Raw genomic sequence first — 674 nt, forward strand, 5'->3', positions numbered from 1 at the left:
AAGCGCAGATGGAGAAGTCTGCGGGCGGCTCGAAAGCGAAGCGCGCTCCGCGTCCTCGCAAAGGCTTTGCGGCCCATCTCGAACGGATCGAGGTGGTCATCGAGCCCGAGACGCCTGCTGGCTGCGAAGCGCTGGAAAAGATCCTGATCGGCGAGGACGTCTCCGAACGGCTCGATGTCACCCCGGCGAAGTTCCGGGTGATCGTCACGCGTCGCCCCAAATATGCCTACAAGGGTTGGGACGGCGTCATCCAGGCAGCCGCGCCCGCCCGCATCATCGAAAGCGGTTCCGACCGAAGCGCTGCTGGCGCAGATCGCGGTGTCGAAATACGCCGATGGCCTGCCGCTCTACCGCCAGGAAGCGATCTATGCCCGCGATCAGGTCGAGATCGACCGGTCACAGATGGCGCAGTGGATGGGCAAGCTCGGCTTCGAGCTCGAGCCGCTCGCCGATTACGCACTGACCCGCATCAAGCAGGGGGAGCGGGTCTTCGCCGATGAGACCACGCTGCCAACGCTGGCGCCGGGATCTGGCAAGGCCAAGACGGCCTACCTCTGGACCTATGTCCGCGATGATCGGCCCTTTGGCGGCAGTGGACCGCCCATTGTTGTCTATCGCTTCGAGGACAGCCGCGCCGGCGAATGTGTTGCCCGTCATCTGGACGGCTATCGCGG

The 674-nt window shown here is 64.7% G+C and carries 1 pseudogene; it reads left to right on the top strand.

Annotated elements, in window-relative coordinates:
- Positions 1-674 (top strand): annotated as a pseudogene (tnpC, locus tag NKJ91_RS33725) (IS66 family transposase); the annotation flags it as partial.

Source organism: Mesorhizobium sp. M0040 (genome assembly GCF_040323505.1).
Classification (GTDB): domain Bacteria; phylum Pseudomonadota; class Alphaproteobacteria; order Rhizobiales; family Rhizobiaceae; genus Mesorhizobium.